The following is a 14,927-nucleotide window of genomic DNA, read 5'->3' on the forward strand; positions in this document are numbered from 1 at the left end:
TAATAGAGCTTGTCTTAAGCTCAAAATTCAATGCTAGCGAGAATTTTCATTCTCTGTTCAAACATTCACTCGTTGTTCAGTTTTCAAAGGACAATGTATTGCTAATCCATCTTGCTTGTCCGTCGCTGTCTCAGCAGCGCGGAATTTCAATATATCATATCGCCTTACTCATTGCAAGCTTTTTTTGAAATTGTTTTTTCAAGTCTTGCTTGCGTATCGGCCTGTCTCTTGGCCGGAAACCAATATAGCACGATTAAAAAAAGATTGCAAGTACTTTGGAACATTTTTTTATTATACCCAAACTCCCGCAAAACATAACAGCCCCAAACCATTCGAGAAATCGATTGGTTTGAGGCTGCATCTTGTTATCCGGACCTTCCTATGTGCTGCTGCCCGTTGCGTTGGCCGCCGTAAGCTCCTGCTGGAACTCCCCATGGATATGGCCATTTGAAGCAAGAACATTTCGAACTCCTAGGGTATAGGGGTTACCGGAGGTATCTGTTACCGTACCCCCGGATTCGGTGATTAATAAAGCTCCTGCAGCCATATCCCAGGAATTCAAGCCGATTTCCCAGAAGCCGCTAAGACGCCCCGCTGCAACATAGGCCATATGCAGAGCCGCCGATCCGGCAACGCGGATATTGCGCACTTTGGGAGTCAGCGCTTGTACACCCTGGAGGTTAATAGGCAGCGCATAGGATCGGTCCGCCGGAAAACCGGTCGCTATCAAGCTCTCGGAGAGCTTGGTCTCTTTGGATACACGCATTCTTCTTCCTTTGACGTAGGCTCCTTTGCCTTTTTCCGCTACGAACAGTTCGTCATGAATCGGGTTATATACAACACCGACGATGACTTCGCCTTTATGCGCCAACGCAATGGATACACTAAAGAAAGGAAACCCGTGAACAAAATTGGTCGTTCCGTCCAAAGGGTCCACAATCCATAGGTACTCGGCATCGCTTACCTCTTCCAATGCCTTGCTTGAAGCAGCCGGTCCCGGTTCAACCCCCTCTTCTCCAAGGATAGAGTGATGGGGAAAATGCGTTTGTATTAAATTGCGGATCATCTTCTCAGCGCCCTTGTCCACTTCCGTTACAAGATCATGAGGGGAATATTTCGTATGTAAGCTGTTGAAATCCCCCAACTTGCTCTGGATCCATTCTCCAGCTTTGGATGCGGTATTAATGGCCACTGCGGTAAAATTCTTACTTCCCACAATAAAGGACGTATTGCTTTCGTTAGCCATTTCGAATCATTCCTTTTCTCCCTTATAGATTAAGGGTTGCAATTACACTCAGTATAGTGAATATACGTTTTAAAAGCTACAGCGTTTCACCCAAATAATGCTGTCGTTTATGACAAATCAACAAACTCCCCCGGTCATTTCCCCTCAAAATGGAAGATCGCTCAGCTAGAGTGCTATTTCTTCCAAAAAACGCTAGAAACCCTCTGCCAAATCGGCAAAGGGTTCCGTCAAAATTCATTAGGATTGATTTATTATACACCTACGATATGATAGCCGTTGTCTACATAAATGACTTCGCCGGTAATTCCGCGGGAAAGGTGGCTCATAAGGAACATAGCCGTATCTCCTACCTCTGCTACTTCTGTAGTACGTCTCAGAGGAGCTTTCTCTTCAACCGTTCTCAAAATAGAATTGAAATCCTTAATGCCTTTGGCCGCCAGCGTACGGATAGGTCCGGCCGAAATCGCGTTCACGCGAACGTTATATTGTCCAAGGTCATTCGCCAGGTAACGCACGCTTGCCTCCAAGGCAGCTTTAGCCACGCCCATGACATTGTAGTTTTTCATAGCGCGTTCAGCGCCCAGGTACGTCATAGTCATGATGCTGCCGCCCTCGGTCATCAGAGGATACATCCGCTGTGATACAGCTACCAGAGAATAAGCGCTGATATCATGAGCCAGAGCGAAGCCTTCGCGCGAGGTGCCTACGAACAAGCCTTCGAGCTCTTCCGTTTTGGCAAAAGCGATGCTATGTACAAGTCCGTGCAGTACGCCGAAATGCTCTCTAATTGCTGAAGCGAGCGTGTCGATCTCGGCATCTACGGTTACATTGCAGGGCAGCACAACGGAGTTGGGAATTGTATCGGCCAGCTTCCGAACCCGCTCCTCCACTCTCTCGCTTTCATAAGTGAAAGCTAAACGCGCGCCTTGCGCAGCCAATGACTGTGCGATGGCCCATGCGATACTGCGGTCGTTGGCAACTCCCATGACCAATATATTTTTTCCGTTCAACAGTTGAGTCATGAAACCTTAAGTCCCCTCTCCGAAATAAAATGAGGCTTGTCAAACCTGCTTCATTCTCAAAGTACCCCATTTTTACCAATTTTTCAAGAGAGAAAACCATCAATAAACCTTGCTCTTCGTATATCTCCGCCGGATAAGCTGAAGGCGCTGCTGAGACCAGTATCAGCCATGGAACTTATCCTATTTCGAAGGAGGCCTGAGACAAAGCTTTAATATCTGTGTGACGGCTCAAATCCTCCATCAGCTTCAGCAAAGCCTCGTCCTTTTTCTTGGCCTCGATCATAATATCCAATCTGGGTGTGACAGGAGCGATTGCATGAAGGAATTCCATAAGCACCGCCGCATCAATATAATCGGCATGACTTCGCGGATCTTTGTCGCTTTTGGGACTCGAGACGTGAATTTTGGGCGGAAGCGGCTGATTCGTACCCTGGGCTTTTTCATTGCGCCAAGTATGAAGAATGCGTGGCCATAGCTTTGCGGGGTTTTCGTGCCCCTCTTCATGGTTCACTTGGTGATGATGAATATCAAGTACCATCGGAGTCTCAAGCTTCTCACAAATTTCTAGCGTCTCCAGCGCGGTAAACGTCTTATCATCATTCTCCAGGGTCATTCTTCGGCGAATGCGGTCCGGGAGCTCGACAAACCTAGCCATAAATCGTTTGGAGGCCGTTTCCTTATTACCGTAGGTCCCCCCTACATGGATGTTGCATTTGGCCGATTCGTCCAACCCCATTGCTTCAAGCATCGTCACATGCCGGTCCAAATCTAATAGAGAATTGCGGAGCACTTCTTCTCTCGGTGTGCTTAAGACGGTAAAATGATCCGGATGAAAGCTGAGCCTCATCGAATGCTCCAGAGCGTAACTCCCAAGCTCTTGGAAGGAATCGCTTAAGACCGTCATAGGGTCCCAGCCTTCTAGGGCTTCATGCCCGATCAGGGGGATCAGCTTGGAGGAACAGCGGTACATCTCAATATCATAAGCCCGGTTGTGCTTCAGCAGCCGCAACGTATTATGGATATTTTCCATCGCTATCCGTTCCAGCTTACGCAGGGCCGCTTCCCTATCCTCCAGCTTCATGAAGTTGGTTGCCGTCATAGTCTTCGAAGGGGAAGCGTTGGATACGAACATCGACATCGCGACATAGCCAAGACGAACGATCATTAGGGATACACTCCTTAAACTGCCTTTTGAGCTAGGTTCCCCTTAAACAAGTTTCGTCTATGTAGGTAAATGACACCGTCCTGATAGTTTCAGGAGATCTCCTGCAATCGGCAAATGCTTCGCCTTTGTATGGCTGGAACGTGCAGCCCGCTTCTATGTATGCGGCGATAAGCCCGGGCAAGAAAAAAACATCCTTCCTTTTCTTAAGGAAAGATGTTTTTAACATCAGGGATGATTCAGTCCAAAAAACATTTCATGAGCCAAGGCGGTTTGTACTCTTGCTTCTTCCTCGGTCAATCTGCGCACCAGCTCCATTTCGACCTGAGTGACTTCCTCGCCTTGAAAGTTGATCTCCGCGATGGATGCTAAAATTTTTACGATAGCAATTGCTTTATTATCTGGGGAGTAGGCTATGACCATCTGTCCTGTAGGAAATACGCGAAAGCCTTTTTTCACCATTTTGCCTTTGCCGTATTCCAATAGCTCATACAGCTCCTGCTCGGATTTGAACTTGCAGACCGAATTGAACTCCGTTTGAAATCCCATGCGTAGCCCTCCTTGTCAAGGATTCATCTTGTAATGCTTAGGATACTTATTCTACGTCAAAAGAATACTGAAGCCGTTGCTTCTCCGCATGCCGCTGCAGCGCCAGCGTAACCAGATCGTCGAGCAGCTGCTGATAAGATTTGCCGGTCTCCTTCCACAGCAGCGGATACATGCTGAACGGAGTAAAGCCAGGCATGGTATTGATTTCATTAATATAGATCTTATTATCTTCTTTCCTCAAGAAAAAGTCTACACGGGACAAGCCAGACCCATCGATCGCCTGAAAGGCGCGAACCGCCATCTCCCGAATTTGGTCCGACAGCTCCTGAGGGATTTCGGCCGGAATGATCATGGATGATTTTCCATCAATATATTTGGCTTTATAATCATAAAATTCATTGGACGAGACGATTTCACCGACGACGGAAGCTTGAGGATCATCATTGCCCAAAACGGCAACCTCCACCTCCCGTGCGTTAATGTTCTCTTCTATGATGACTTTGCGGTCGAACTGGAACGCCGTTTGGATGGCGGCGATCAGCTCGTCGCGGTTTCCTGCTTTGCTGATACCTACGCTTGAACCGAGGTTAGCTGGTTTGACAAAGCACGGATAGCCGATGGATACTTCAATCTCCATTAAGAAGAAGGCTTGATCCTTTTCCCACTGGGTTTTTGTAAAGTGACGGTAAACGCATTGCGGCAGGCCCTCCTGCGCAAACACCTTTTTCATCATGATTTTGTCCATGCCGACGGCAGAAGCCAATACACCGGCTCCAGCATACGCAATGTTGGCCATTTCCAACAAGCCTTGAATCGTGCCGTCCTCGCCGAAGGTGCCATGAAGCAGCGGCAGAACCACATCGATGGGCTTGGAAGAGCCGCTTACTGCTGGAGAATCCTTTACCGAGCTGATCTCCGCCTTGTCCGCAGTCTGTAGAGATGAAAAGAAAGGCTGGAGTGCAAAAGTTTGTTCCGATTCCGCCTCATCCTGGAAGGTAAGAGCCGCAACATTAGGTACCGGACCGTTCAGCATGGGGCCGGAGCGCCACTCTCCCTGTTTGGTTATGTAAAACGGCTGAATTTCATATTTGTTCATATCGAACGCTTGGATTACGGCCATTGCCGTCTGAAGGGACACTTCATGCTCCCCCGACTTTCCTCCGTAAACTAAGCCGACGCGAATTTTGTCTTTCATAATAACCTCCGAATGGATATGTCATTTCATGCATAGTAAAATCGCTAATCTCGTAAGCTAAGAGCATTCGAGAAAAGAATGCTCTACTTCGGAAGCCTATGGAAGCATCGACTCACAAGAGATCCGCAATATGTAGAAACCGGTATTGAGTCTTCTCCGTCCAGGCTACGGAATCCTTGTAGCTCCAATAACGGTGGAAGCTGTTTGTGGTATGAGCATTAACCAGGGGCATGCCGTTCTCATCCTTGGCCGTTACTATCGTGCTGTGCTGGAACCGTCCGTTGCCGTCCCAATCATAGCTGATGACGTCGCCCAGCTCCAGCATATCGGCTTGAGGCACTTCCTCGGCGGTCAGTCCATTGCGGTTGCTTATTAAATACCGCTGCAGACTGTGTGCAACAGCCCAGCTGTAGCTCCAGAGCTCCTGTCCGTTGTAACGTCCCTTGTACCACCATCCGGAATCCCTTTTCCCAGTATAGTGCATTGGCGCCCCGCCTGCAAAGAGGCATTGGGATATATAATTGCTGCAATCGACTTCAAATTCAATGTAAGCCGGGTTCCCTTTATCCCACCACATATCGGCATACTGTACGGCTTTAACCCGGTCGTAGACGGATTTGCGATTGCCCGTCTCCAGATAGGGAAGGATATTGTAGTTCAAATAAGGAGTAGAGGGCACCCTGCCCGTTCCATATTCCTCCGAATAATAATCGGCGGGCTGATATCCATTGTCCAAGCCGGCTGTTCGGGGATGGGAACACTCCGCGCTTAACGCTTCGATGTTTATGATATACCATTTGCCGTCCAGCTCTTCCAATTGAATGCGCTCGGACTCCACTCTCTGCTCCTCATGATCCCGGATCCCGATGGAACCGACCGAGGTGCGGCGGAGCCTGACGTTCGCAATCACTCTACCCGCTTGTTCTTCGGCGTGAATAATCGATAGGCGGGTTTCGCTTTTGGACGGGAAAAAGTTCCGATCCTGATCCGTTTGCGCCGTTCGGGCCAGCCGTTGAATTTGTGCCTGCAAGTACGCACGATCCGTTACTATTGGCAGTAAAGGCTCGACAGAATAATCCATATCCATTTGGTTTTTGTGGTGAACATAATCATAGAGCGTTGTTTTCCACGACATGCGGGCTACCTCCATTAATGATGAAATGGCTAAACCGAATACCCCCAGACTTCAACGTTCCGTCAAGGCTAAATTCCATCGACATCGGTTGATTGAGGTCTAAAGCTTACCGTTCTAGGGGAGTCCAATGCATAGTTCCTGCACTTTTTGTCGAAATTTAGGCTTTCGTCCATTGGAGGCAGCCCCCGGATTGAACAACCTGGCACCTAACAATCTATAGAAGATATCCCAAGAAGGCGGCGGGACATGCTGCTCCCGCACCTGTTTATCACTCCCAATATATGAGCAACGGGTGCCAAAAATGATTGAAATTGACCTTTACGCCGGGCCTTTCAGCATGTATACTTAGTGTATAGCAATTATGAAATCATGTTTCATCAAGTGAAACGATCTTGGTTTCAGCTTACTTTAACTACTTAAGGAGGAATAACCACTCATGGCTAAAAAAGACCATTACTCGGTCCGCAAAGCGCTTGATGTAAAGGGTAAAACATTCCATTATTACAGCTTGCCAGGACTTGAAGAGCAAGGCCTCGGCAACATTTCCCAACTTCCTTTCTCCATTAAAGTGCTTTTGGAAGCAGCTGTCCGCCAATTTGACGGCAGAGCGATCACTCCAGAGCATGTTAAACAAATCGCTAACTGGGCGAAAGAGCGTGAAGAGAAAGAAATTCCTTTCATCCCTGCACGTATCGTCCTTCAAGATTTCACCGGCGTACCGGTTGTCGTTGACTTGGCGGCAATGAGAGACACCATGAAGAAATCCGGCGGAGATCCTAAGCGGATTAACCCGTTGGTTCCAGTTGACTTGGTTATCGACCACTCCGTTATGGTGGATGCGTTCGGTACTCCAAGCGCTTTGGATACAAACATCAACATTGAATTTGAACGTAACGAAGAGCGCTACCGTTTCTTGCGCTGGGCACAAACGGCATTCGATAATTTCCGTGCTGTTCCTCCTTCAACAGGTATCGTTCACCAAGTTAACTTGGAGTACCTGGCTTCCGTGGCAGCTACGAAAGTCGTAGACGGCGAAACTGAAGTATACCCTGACTCCCTTGTAGGTACTGACTCCCACACCACCATGATCAACGGTCTTGGTATCGTAGGCTGGGGCGTTGGCGGTATCGAGGCAGAAGCAGGTATGCTTGGCCAACCTCTGTACTTCGTAACACCTGAAGTTATCGGCTTCAAATTGACAGGCACATTGCCAGAAGGCGCAACAGCGACTGACCTGGCTCTGACCGTTACTCAAATGCTTCGTAAAAAAGGCGTTGTAGGTAAATTCGTGGAGTTCTACGGCCCAGGACTGAGCAACATCAGCTTGGCTGACCGTGCTACCGTAGCTAACATGGCTCCTGAGTACGGTGCAACGATCGGCTTCTTCCCTGTTGACTCCGAATCCTTGAACTACTTGAGAAGCACTGGCCGTGAAGAAGAGCAAATCGCGCTGGTTGAAGCTTACTACAAAGCGCAAGGCATGTTCCGTACGGATGAAACTCCAGACCCTGTATTCACCGACAAAATCGAGCTTGACCTTTCCTCCGTTGTACCTAGCTTGGCAGGTCCTAAGCGTCCTCAAGACCGCGTAGAGCTGACAGCTATGAAGGAATCCTTCAACTCGATCGTTCGCACACCAATCGACAAAGGCGGATACGGCCTGAGCGATGAGAAAATCGCTGAAGTCGTTGAAGTGAAGCACCCAAGCGGCGAAGTAACGAAAATGGGTACTGGCGCTGTTGTTATCGCAGCTATTACCAGCTGTACGAACACTTCCAACCCAAGCGTTATGTTAGGAGCAGGTCTTGTTGCTAAAAAAGCGGTAGCTCGCGGTTTGAAAAAACCAGCTTACGTAAAAAGCAGCTTGACTCCTGGTTCCCTTGTTGTTACCGAGTACCTGAAAAATGCAGGCTTGCTGGAGTCTCTTGAAGCATTGGGCTTCCACGTAGCAGGCTACGGCTGTGCAACCTGTATCGGTAACTCCGGCCCATTGCCTGACGAAGTAAGCCAAGCAATTGCCGACAACGATATGACGGTAGCGGCTGTATTGTCCGGTAACCGTAACTTTGAAGGCCGCGTTCACGCTCAAGTTAAAGCTAACTACCTGGCTTCTCCGCCGCTTGTTGTTGCTTACGCTTTGGCAGGAACGGTGAACATCGACCTGGCTAACGATCCTATCGGCTACGACCAAGCGAACCAGCCGGTTTATTTGAAAGATATTTGGCCATCCAAAGACGAGATTCAAGAAGCAATCTCTACTGCAATGAGCCCTGATATTTATCGTGCGAAATACTCCAACGTATTCCGTGCTAACGAGCGTTGGAATGCTATCGATGTACCGGAAGGCGAATTGTACGAGTGGGATGAAAAATCCACTTATATCGCTAACCCGCCGTTCTTCGAAAACCTGGGTGCAGGCATCTCCGATATCGCCGACATCAAAGGCGCAAGAACATTGGCATTGCTGGGCGACTCCGTAACGACGGACCACATCTCGCCAGCAGGTAACATCAAAGTAGACAGCCCTGCAGGTAAATTCTTGATCGAGCATGGCGTGAAGAAAGAAGACTTCAACTCCTACGGTTCCCGCCGCGGTAACCACGATGTCATGATGCGCGGTACTTTCGCGAACATCCGTATTCGTAACCAAGTGGCTCCTGGAACCGAAGGCGGCGTAACGACTTACCTGCCAACCGGTCAAGTGGAATCCATCTATGATGCATCCATGAAGTACCAAGCTCAAGGCACTAACCTTGTTGTTATCGCAGGTAAAGAATACGGAACCGGAAGCTCCCGTGACTGGGCTGCTAAAGGTACCTTCCTGCTCGGCGTTAAAGCCGTTATCGCAGAAAGCTTCGAGCGTATTCACCGCTCCAACCTGGTCGGTATGGGCGTACTGCCTCTTCAATTCAAAGAAGGCCAAGGCTGGAAAGCGCTCGGTATTACTGGTACAGAAACATTTGACATCACTGGCTTGAACAACGACGTACAGCCAGGACAAAGCGTAACGGTAACAGCTACCCGTGAAGACGGAAGCAGCTTCAACTTTGAAGCAATCGTTCGTCTGGACAGCATGGTGGATGTGGACTACTACCGTAACGGCGGTATTCTGCAAACCGTATTGCGCCAAATCATGGCTTAAGGTTCAATCTTTTATAGCTACAGGAAAAGCCCCTTCGCGGGGCTTTTTTTATGTCCATTTCGAGGCTTCCGCAAAGTACCTGAATCAGCTTCGAAGATAGTGCCCCACTTTTGCGGGGGCTGTAGGAAAACCTATAGACCTTGAGCTATTGCCAATATACTTCGGCGGGGTTCTTTTTACGTCGGAAGACTAATTGGCTCTGTTTGCGGAGGGAGGAAAATTTGTGTCCGCCGTCAAAATGATTCTACAAAAACCCTCTGGTACGGTCGATATAATAGTAAATGCATTTACCATATTGGACACCAGAGGAGATTGAACACCCATGTGGCTGAAAAAAACGTTATCACCATCCGTCGGAAAAAAGCTCTATCTTTCTTTTACCCTCATGCTTGTACTGCTAATTATTATGGGATTTACGGGTTTGGACAAGATTGAGCAGGTTCAAGGGAAAACCAACGAAATAACCAACTCCTGGCTTGAAGGGGTAGAAATCATTAATAACATTAACTATTTAACAGAGCATGTTCTATCCTCGCAATACGCCATCATGAGTGAGCCTGATTCCAATCAAAAAGCACAGCTCATCCAAAAAACCGATCTCATATTCGGCACTATCGACCAGTCGTTCTCCCAATATCGCAAGAGCTTTGTGAGTGAGGAAGACCGCAAGCTGTTTGACTCTCTCGAGAGCGAATGGAAACAATACCGTCAGGTCTACTCGGACACGATCAAGCTATCGGCTGAAATCAATCTTATTACCGGATCCGGCAAGAGAGCGGATGACATCAACGCCATAATCGACAAATCCCAGGAGCAGTACGACAAAATGCAGGACAAGATAGACCAGCTGGTTAAGCTGAATCATGACGGAGCTATCCTGGCTAAAAATGAAAGCCAAGCCCTCTACAAATCAGCGATGACCACTTCTATCGCGATCATGGCGCTGTCTGTTTTGCTCGGTCTTTGCTTGGCCTTCGTTATTACGAGAAATATTTCGAAGCCGGTACGAATCGTTTCAGAGCGGCTGCAAAGCATATCTCAAGGCGATCTGACCATGGATCGGGTATCCGTCAAAAATAAAGATGAAATTGGACTTCTGGTCTCGTCTTTAAATCTTATGGTCGATAACCTCAAAGGAACGATCCATCACATCCAAGATACCTCCTCCGCCGTCGCGGCGTCCTCCGAGCAATTACTGGCCAGCTCTGAGGAAAGTGCACAAGCGAGCAAGCATATTGCGGCATCCATTCAAGAGGTCGCTCAGGATGCGGAAAATCAGGTACAAAGCGGCGAGGAATCCAGCCGTGCCATGGAAGAAATGGCTATCGGGATTCAACGAATTGCGGAGACCAGCTCGGAGGTGTCCGAGCTGTCCCTTGAGGCATCCAATCAAGCCGATCTGGGCAATCAATCGATCCAGGACGTCATCCAACGGATGGAAACCATCAGCGGCTCCGTAGAACAGGCTGGAGAAGACATTAAACAGCTTGCACAGCACTCCGATCATATCGGGAATATCATTAATCTTATCGGCGACATCGCGGCTCAGACCGGCCTTCTGGCGCTTAACGCAGCTATAGAATCGGCAAGGGCAGGCGAGCACGGCCGCGGATTTGCAGTCGTTGCCGGTGAGGTCAAGAAACTGGCGGAGCAAGCAGCAAGATCTGTTGAAGAAATCAGCGAAATTGTAGAGCATATTCAGAACGATACGGCAAAGGCTGTTGGCACGATGACCAAAAGCTTGGCCGAGGTCCATGGAGGCAAAGATGCGGTGCATGAGGCCAATGAAAAGTTTCAGCTGATTGTCCAGGCTTCTCAGCTGGTATCGCAAAAAATCCAGGAGGTTGCCGCAGCGGCGCAGCAAATGGCGGCAAGCTCAGAGGAGGTCTCCGCATCGGTTACGGACATGAGCGGGCGAGCCAAACACGCTGCGGCGGCTTCGCAGAATGTGGCCGCCTCTACGGAGGAGCAGCTGGCATCTATGGATGAAATCGCCTCTTCCGCTAATGCTTTGAGCAAAATTGCGCAGGATTTGGCGGACTCGGTCAGCCAATTCAAATTGAAGCAGTCATAAGAAAACCTCTATCGAAGCCTTTCATGTTCTATTATGGTAAGAAAAACGCAGCAGTCCTTGGGTGGATTCCATCCTTCGGACTGCTGCGTTTTGTCGGTTATATGACCATCTTGCCCATGCGCCGTGCCGCTTCCATAAGCACAGGAGCATGCTCCATCATCTTCTCCAGGGTGAGCCGGTTGGAGGGCCCGCTAACGGCAAGGGCGGCGACTAAACGGTGCGCTCCATTCAGAATGGGCACCGCTACGGCTGCGGCTCCGGGCTCTCGCTCCTCGACGCTGGTCGCATAGCCAAGCGTCTTCGCCTCTGCGAGCTGCTGCAGAAAGGCCGCTTTATCCAAGCTTGCCGGCCAGCTTGGACTGGACAGCAGCTCCTGCTGCGCCTCAGGCTCGGCGAACGCGACCAGAATCTTGCTCGATGCGCCGACATACAGCGGCATTCGAGCTCCGATAGGGGCCACTCTGCGGATCGCCTGATTGCTCTGAACGGCTTGTACGCGAACTCGCTCCAAACGATCGCTGACGTACAGGCTGATCGTTTCATCAAGCTGATCACGTAGCCGCTCCATCTCCGGCAGGAAGATTTGGGCCGGATCGTCGCTGTGCGTTAAATTGGCGGAAAGCTCCCAGATGCGGAAGCCTAGCCGATACTTGTCCGAGGAAGGGTCACGGATAATGAAACCCTTCCCTTCCAAAGAGGCTAGCAGCCGGTGTACCGTGCTTTTATGCAGCGAGACCCGGGAGGCGATCTCCGTTAAACTCAAATCGGATGAATCCGCAAAACAAAGCAATATATCCAAAGCGCGCTCTACCGCGCGCACCGTTAATTTGCCATCTTCCATCTGCTATTCCCTCAACTTTCGGTTTCACTTGATGAAACTTTGTTACGTATAGTATAACTCATATCCCTTCGTATCGTAAAGTCTCTAATTCCCTTTTCCAGAGCTCATGAGCCTTTTTCATAAATCACCCTTCCGATCTGTATAAGAAAAAAACAAAGCAGCCCTGGCGCGAACGGCTCAAGGACTGCCCGTTTCCTCCTACCTATCCATCGAACGCATTCGGGCCGAATGCTTGTGCTTGGCTTTTGCGGCCTGTTCATCCTCGTAGTCTGATAACCACAGCATGCCCATACCCAGCGCAAACATAACTACAACCAGAATCGTACCTGGCAGAAGCCAATCCTGAATTTCGAAATAGAGCAGCAATGGAATGCTCAGCATTAGTAGGCAATACATCGTGATTCCCGCTATTTTGACTTTTCCCCGCTTCACATGCTCTCCCCCGTTTACAAGTCATTGTTACTATCCTATTCCTGTATACAAGCTTTAAGACGGATTGAGAACAAGTCTTTTTCATCTCTGCCCTTACTTCAATTTTGATATTATGAAATTCCTGCAACTGGAAACTACTTTCCTCTATTGTTACATCCATATTACAGCCAGTTTACATTTTTCGCGGCCGATTGACGGTTGGCACACTGCCATTTTACTATAGAAATAAGAGTAAAAGACCATGAATCCATCTATTTCTCCATACATGGTAATGACGCTCGCCACCAAGTCATCTTAGTCTACATAAGGAGGGATTTCGATGGAACCGAACCCTATGTCTCCCGTTCCCGTATCTACTGCCGCAGCTCAAGTTGAAATCGCTGTCAAACAGCCATCCATTGTTAAACGAAGGGCTCGGAGCATTCTTATCGCCCTTTTGTCGGCTCTGCTTTTATTAATCAGCCTCGTTATGGCTTTTCACGCTTATATTGCCTGGACGCTGGCCCGGCCTCATATTGATCCGCTGAAATCAAACCCGGCCGCCACCATCGGCGTTGAATACCAGGATATCCAATTTCCAAGCCTTAATGACAGCTCGGTGCTTAACGGATGGTATATTCCTGCCGTCCAATCGGCTGCCTCTACCAAAACCGTTGTATTCTCTCATGGCTACGGCGGGAACCGTGAAGAAATATGGGTTCCTCTCTATGATTTGGCTAAGGAGCTCCATCAGCAAAATTACAATGTTCTGATGTTCGATTATGGTTTTGTACAGCCAAAGGAAAGTGTTACCGGGGGCATTCGCGAATCGCAGGAGCTGCTTGGTGCCGTAAAATATGCCAGGGATCACGGAGCAAAGCAAGTGTATGTATGGGGCTTCTCTATGGGGGCCGGAACGGCACTGCAGGCCGCTTTGCTGAGCGACGACATCGACGGAATGATTCTCGATAGCACCTTCATATTGGAGCCCGATACGGTGTACCACAACATGAAGCAGGTCGCCAATCTGCCGAAGTTCCCAACCCAGCCGCTCGTCTATTTGTTCTTCCCGTTCATCAACGGGGTCAGCCTGAATCAGATTCCATATAATCAAGTTAAAGAGACTAAATATAACATCCCTATTTTCTTTATTCACGGCAAGCAGGACTTGAAGGCGCCTTACGAAATGGCGCAGGAGATTTTTCAAAATCAGCCGCCGAATTCAGGCTCTCAGCTGTGGCTTTTGCCCAAGGACAGTCATGAGCTGATTTACAGAGCCCATCCTAAAACATATTTAAGTCTTACCATGGGCTTCCTGAGAACCTTATCCTCCTCACACGACAAAGGACAGGAAGTGCAGAGTTAACGGCCGGTGGAGCAAAAATCGCCCCACTAAGCGACAAAAAAATCCCCCTCCCTACCGGATAACCTGGCAGAAGGGGGATTTTGCATTGGAATTATTGTTTGAGCAGCGACAGGAATTCGGCACGTGCAGCCGGATCCTTGCGGAACAATCCGCGAACAGCCGAAGTAACCGTCTTGCTGCCAGGCTTCTTCACGCCGCGTGCGCACATGCACAGGTGCTCGCCTTCCACGACAACCATACAACCGTGTGGTGCAAGCTCCTTTTCAATGATGTCCGCAATCTCGGAAGTAATGCGCTCCTGCACCTGCAATCTGCGGGTGATGGCTTCAACCAGCCGGGCGAACTTGCTAAGCCCCGCGATTCTGCCGCTCGGCACATAGCCGATATGAATTTTACCGAAGAACGGAGCCATGTGGTGCTCACATTGGCTGTAATACACGATATCCTTTACGATAACAAGCTCTTCGTGCTTTTCATCGAACGCTACGCCGAGGATATCCTTGTAATCGGCTTCATAACCTGCGAAAATTTCCTCGTACATCCGGGTTACCCTAGCGGGGGTATCGAGCAGTCCTTCACGATCAACGTCTTCACCGATCAGACGCAAAATTTCACGGATATGACCTTCTATCAACTCCCGGTTTTCTGAAACTCGAGTGTTTTTGTAATCTTTAGCCGGCATGCTTGTTTTACCCTCCCTCTAAGCTGCGCACCTCGCGCAGCTTGCTCCGTAAGATATTCCTTAGTGCTTGTACCTGTCTCGCTCTCATCTGTATTCGTTTAT

At 49.1% G+C, this 14,927-nt stretch carries 13 protein-coding genes; 4 read left to right on the forward strand and 9 right to left on the reverse strand.

Features of this window, described 5'->3' with window-relative positions; all coding sequences use genetic code 11:
• The coding region (locus tag GGC63_RS34490; protein WP_225948270.1) for a hypothetical protein at window positions 1-188 on the forward strand (188 nt) is incomplete at its 5' end.
• Window positions 189-379: 191 nt separating this feature from the next.
• Here GGC63_RS34490 and GGC63_RS16445 read toward each other — a convergent pair.
• The 6 genes from GGC63_RS16445 to GGC63_RS16470 form a co-directional block, all read right to left on the reverse strand.
• Window positions 380-1,246 (reverse strand): inositol monophosphatase family protein, encoded by an 867-nt coding sequence (locus tag GGC63_RS16445; protein WP_192703228.1) that lies wholly within the window; start codon window positions 1,244-1,246, stop codon window positions 380-382.
• Window positions 1,247-1,497: 251 nt separating this feature from the next.
• Window positions 1,498-2,268 carry an enoyl-ACP reductase FabI gene (gene fabI / locus GGC63_RS16450; RefSeq protein WP_079913583.1) on the reverse strand — a complete coding sequence of 257 codons (771 nt, stop codon included), beginning with the start codon at window positions 2,266-2,268 and terminating at the stop codon, window positions 1,498-1,500.
• 175 nt (window positions 2,269-2,443) lie between these two features.
• Window positions 2,444-3,433 carry a UV DNA damage repair endonuclease UvsE gene (gene uvsE, locus GGC63_RS16455; RefSeq protein ID WP_192703229.1) on the reverse strand — a complete coding sequence of 330 codons (990 nt, stop codon included), beginning with the start codon at window positions 3,431-3,433 and terminating at the stop codon, window positions 2,444-2,446.
• A gap of 225 nt (window positions 3,434-3,658) precedes the next feature.
• The gene (locus tag GGC63_RS16460; RefSeq protein ID WP_079913585.1) at window positions 3,659-3,979 is read right to left on the reverse strand and encodes a hypothetical protein; all 321 of its coding nucleotides are present in this window, start codon (window positions 3,977-3,979) and stop codon (window positions 3,659-3,661) included.
• 46 nt (window positions 3,980-4,025) lie between these two features.
• Window positions 4,026-5,174, reverse strand: coding sequence for a D-alanine--D-alanine ligase (locus GGC63_RS16465; RefSeq protein ID WP_192703230.1), 1,149 nt, complete (start codon window positions 5,172-5,174; stop codon window positions 4,026-4,028).
• Between the two features lie 112 nt (window positions 5,175-5,286).
• Window positions 5,287-6,309, reverse strand: a complete 1,023-nt coding sequence (locus GGC63_RS16470) for an amidase domain-containing protein (protein WP_192703231.1) — start codon at window positions 6,307-6,309, stop codon at window positions 5,287-5,289.
• Window positions 6,310-6,745: 436 nt separating this feature from the next.
• Here GGC63_RS16470 and acnA point away from each other — a divergent pair, with 436 nt between their 5' ends.
• Together acnA and GGC63_RS16480 are read left to right on the forward strand one after the other, a co-directional pair.
• Complete coding sequence (gene acnA, locus GGC63_RS16475) at window positions 6,746-9,451, forward strand: aconitate hydratase AcnA (RefSeq protein ID WP_192703232.1); 2,706 nt, start codon at window positions 6,746-6,748, stop codon at window positions 9,449-9,451.
• A 322-nt stretch (window positions 9,452-9,773) separates the two neighbouring features.
• Window positions 9,774-11,525, forward strand: coding sequence for a methyl-accepting chemotaxis protein (locus GGC63_RS16480; protein ID WP_192703233.1), 1,752 nt, complete (start codon window positions 9,774-9,776; stop codon window positions 11,523-11,525).
• 97 nt (window positions 11,526-11,622) lie between these two features.
• Here GGC63_RS16480 and GGC63_RS16485 read toward each other — a convergent pair whose 3' ends face one another.
• Together GGC63_RS16485 and GGC63_RS16490 are read right to left on the reverse strand one after the other, a co-directional pair.
• Window positions 11,623-12,366 (reverse strand): IclR family transcriptional regulator, encoded by a 744-nt coding sequence (locus GGC63_RS16485; protein WP_079913590.1) that lies wholly within the window; start codon window positions 12,364-12,366, stop codon window positions 11,623-11,625.
• 198 nt (window positions 12,367-12,564) lie between these two features.
• Window positions 12,565-12,798: a hypothetical protein gene (locus GGC63_RS16490; RefSeq protein WP_079913591.1), complete on the reverse strand. Its 234-nt coding sequence runs from the start codon at window positions 12,796-12,798 to the stop codon at window positions 12,565-12,567.
• A gap of 319 nt (window positions 12,799-13,117) precedes the next feature.
• Between GGC63_RS16490 and GGC63_RS16495 the strand changes: the two genes are divergently transcribed.
• Window positions 13,118-14,143, forward strand: a complete 1,026-nt coding sequence (locus GGC63_RS16495) for an alpha/beta hydrolase (RefSeq protein ID WP_192703234.1) — start codon at window positions 13,118-13,120, stop codon at window positions 14,141-14,143.
• Window positions 14,144-14,234: 91 nt separating this feature from the next.
• Here GGC63_RS16495 and folE read toward each other — a convergent pair whose 3' ends face one another.
• On the reverse strand, window positions 14,235-14,825 hold the full coding sequence (gene folE / locus GGC63_RS16500; protein ID WP_192703235.1) for a GTP cyclohydrolase I FolE: 591 nt from the start codon (window positions 14,823-14,825) through the stop codon (window positions 14,235-14,237).
• Between the last annotated feature and the right edge of the window lie 102 nt (window positions 14,826-14,927).

This window comes from Paenibacillus sp. OAS669 (genome assembly GCF_014873645.1).
Taxonomy (GTDB): Bacteria; Bacillota; Bacilli; order Paenibacillales; family NBRC-103111; genus Paenibacillus_S; species Paenibacillus_S vulneris.

Bases quoted from the DNA above. Each gene is read 5' to 3' on its own strand.
- GGC63_RS16480 (WP_192703233.1), top strand. From the start codon at position 9,774: ATGTGGCTGAAAAAAACGTTATCACCATCCGTCGGAAAAAAGCTCTAT.
- GGC63_RS16445 (WP_192703228.1), bottom strand. From the start codon at position 1,246: ATGGCTAACGAAAGCAATACGTCCTTTATTGTGGGAAGTAAGAATTTT.
- GGC63_RS16465 (WP_192703230.1), bottom strand. From the start codon at position 5,174: ATGAAAGACAAAATTCGCGTCGGCTTAGTTTACGGAGGAAAGTCGGGG.
- GGC63_RS16470 (WP_192703231.1), bottom strand. From the start codon at position 6,309: ATGTCGTGGAAAACAACGCTCTATGATTATGTTCACCACAAAAACCAA.
- fabI (WP_079913583.1), bottom strand. From the start codon at position 2,268: ATGACTCAACTGTTGAACGGAAAAAATATATTGGTCATGGGAGTTGCC.
- GGC63_RS16485 (WP_079913590.1), bottom strand. From the start codon at position 12,366: ATGGAAGATGGCAAATTAACGGTGCGCGCGGTAGAGCGCGCTTTGGAT.
- folE (WP_192703235.1), bottom strand. From the start codon at position 14,825: ATGCCGGCTAAAGATTACAAAAACACTCGAGTTTCAGAAAACCGGGAG.
- GGC63_RS16495 (WP_192703234.1), top strand. From the start codon at position 13,118: ATGGAACCGAACCCTATGTCTCCCGTTCCCGTATCTACTGCCGCAGCT.
- uvsE (WP_192703229.1), bottom strand. From the start codon at position 3,433: ATGATCGTTCGTCTTGGCTATGTCGCGATGTCGATGTTCGTATCCAAC.
- acnA (WP_192703232.1), top strand. From the start codon at position 6,746: ATGGCTAAAAAAGACCATTACTCGGTCCGCAAAGCGCTTGATGTAAAG.
- GGC63_RS16460 (WP_079913585.1), bottom strand. From the start codon at position 3,979: ATGGGATTTCAAACGGAGTTCAATTCGGTCTGCAAGTTCAAATCCGAG.